Genomic DNA, 2,166 nt, shown 5'->3' with positions numbered 1-2,166 from the left:
GCCGCGCTCGAGGCCGGCACGGTCAGCAAGGCCGTTGGCCTCGCCGAAGCGGCGGTCGCGGGGAGCCCGCGCGACGCCGGCTATCGCGCGTTGCTCGGCCAAGCCTATCTGAACGACGGGCGTTTCGCCTCGGCAACCACGGCGCTGAACGAAGCGATGGAACTCGGCGCGACCGACAGCAACACGATCATCGCGCTGACGCTCGCGCAGATTGCGCAGGGCCGGAATGCCGACGCGGTCGCGCTCCTCCAGCAGCATCGCGATACGGTTCCCGCATCGGACATCGGGCTGGCGCTGGCGCTTGCGGGCGACAATGAAGGCGCGATCTATGTCCTGACCGAAGCCGCGCGGACGCCGGGCGCGGGTGCGCGTACGCGCCAGAATCTCGCACTCGCCTTTGCCCTGTCGGGCCGCTGGGCGCAGGCGCGCATTCTGGCATCGCAGGACCTGTCGGCCGCGAAGCTCGAAGCGCGGATGGCCGAATGGTCGAAGCTCGCCGAACAGCCGAACGCGCAAATTCGCGTCGCGAGCCTGATCGGCGCCAAGGCGCAGCAGGACGCCGGCATGCCGGTCCGCCTCGCGCTCGGCAATTTTGGCGAAACGCAGATGGCTGCAGCCGAGCCCGCCGTCGAACTGGCGAGCGCCGACCCGGCGCCGGTCGAAGCCTATGCTCCGCCGCCGCCGGTGCTTGCCGATGCGGGCAGCGCGATCCGTAGCGTCGAACTGCCGATGCCCGAACGCACCGCCGACGGCATTGTGCCGGTTACCGAACTGCCGCAGCCGAAACCCGCGGGCGAGGTCATTCTGGCCGATGCCACGCCCTATCGCGCCGCGCCGCGCGTCGCCAGCGAAGGGCGCATTCGCCCCGCGCAGCAGCAGGCGCTCGAACTGGCAACCGTGCTGGTTCCGAAGGCGATGGGGTTCGACAGCAAGAAACCGGCCGGCTGGGCCGTGCAGCTCGGCGCGTACGACAGCCTGGGCATCGCCCGGGAAAAATGGGGCAGCCTGAAAAAGCGCAATGGCATGCTTGCGAGCTTTCCCGCATCGAGCCATGCGGCGACGGTGAAGGGCCGCACCTTCTATCGCCTGACGGTCAACGGGCTTGCCACGCGCGCCGACGCGACGAGCCTGTGCAATCAATTGAAGGCGCAGGGCCAGACCTGCTTCATCCGCGCGATGAGCGGGAGCGAAAGCATCCGGTGGGCGTCGAAAGCCGAAGCGCTGCGGCTCGCCGCGCGTTAATCCTGACAGAGAAAAAGGGGAGAGGGGCGTGGCCGAAAGGCTGCGCCTCTCTGTTTTCGGGATGGCGGTCTAGCGCCTCAAATCAATCCCGATCCGTCATTCGGGCAACTCAAGCGCGCGGCTTGACCGTCACCCAGACATTGATCGTCGCGGCGAATTTTCCCGGCTCGGGCTTGCCGACGTCGATGCGTTCGGCGGTGACGAGTTCGCCGGTCGCGAGATTGAAGCTGGCCCAAGGCTTCGGCATGCGGCCGAAGCTCATTTTCTGGATCGGCTGGCCGGTGGCGGTGTTCATGATTGTCGCGGTAATACCCATCGCGCGCCGGTAGCGGGCACCCGGCGATTCTGTCCAGCGCGAAGCGCGGAGCCTGGCCGGATTTTCGCCTGATCGCTTGCCCGGCCCGTCAGCCTCCCGGTGCGGGCAGGCGCGCGAGGAGCGCGACGAGCTGCGCCTGGCTGGTCGCGCCGGTCTTGCGGAAAATCCCTTTCAGCAGGAAACGCACGGCATTCAGGCTGACGGCGCGGAGCGCTGCATAGTCCCGCAGGCTTTGTCCGCGTGCCAGCGCGACGGCGAGCCGGGCCTCGGCCGGGGTGAGGCCGAACCATTGCGCGACCCGGTCGATTTCGACCACCGGGGTTTCGCCCGGCGCGCTGCCGAGCGTGACGATCAGCGTTGCGCCGAGCCGGACGCCGCCGAGTTGCTGCGCCGACTGGCGCGTTACGCGCGCGACGAGCACCGGGCATTCCTTGCCCGAAGGATCGACGGTCTGGAAAGCGAGACCCGCAGGATCGGGGTTTTTGACGAGATCGAGCAATCGCTTCTGGCTGGGCGGATGGGTGAAAGCGAAACGGTCTTGTGCCGTGCGGATGAAGCCCGCGCGCTCGTAGCGGGCGGCGCGGGCGTTTGCGGCGAGGACGGTCAGC

At 68.3% G+C, this 2,166-nt stretch carries 3 protein-coding genes; 1 reads left to right on the top strand and 2 read right to left on the bottom strand.

Annotation, left to right across the window (positions count from 1 at the left end):
- Positions 1-1,242, top strand: a 1,242-nt coding sequence (locus VN047_RS17590; protein ID WP_325544942.1) for an SPOR domain-containing protein, incomplete at its 5' end; no start/stop codon positions are given.
- 109 nt (positions 1,243-1,351) lie between these two features.
- Here the strand turns inward: VN047_RS17590 and VN047_RS17585 are convergent.
- Positions 1,352-1,558, bottom strand: coding sequence for a hypothetical protein (locus VN047_RS17585; RefSeq protein ID WP_325544940.1), 207 nt, complete (start codon positions 1,556-1,558; stop codon positions 1,352-1,354).
- A gap of 88 nt (positions 1,559-1,646) precedes the next feature.
- Positions 1,647-2,166, bottom strand: a 520-nt coding sequence (locus tag VN047_RS17580) for a helix-turn-helix transcriptional regulator (protein ID WP_414712732.1), incomplete at its 5' end; no start/stop codon positions are given.

Source organism: Sphingopyxis sp., from assembly GCF_035565275.1.
GTDB lineage: Bacteria > Pseudomonadota > Alphaproteobacteria > Sphingomonadales > Sphingomonadaceae > Sphingopyxis.
This window is presented reverse-complemented; position numbering and strand designations above follow the sequence as displayed.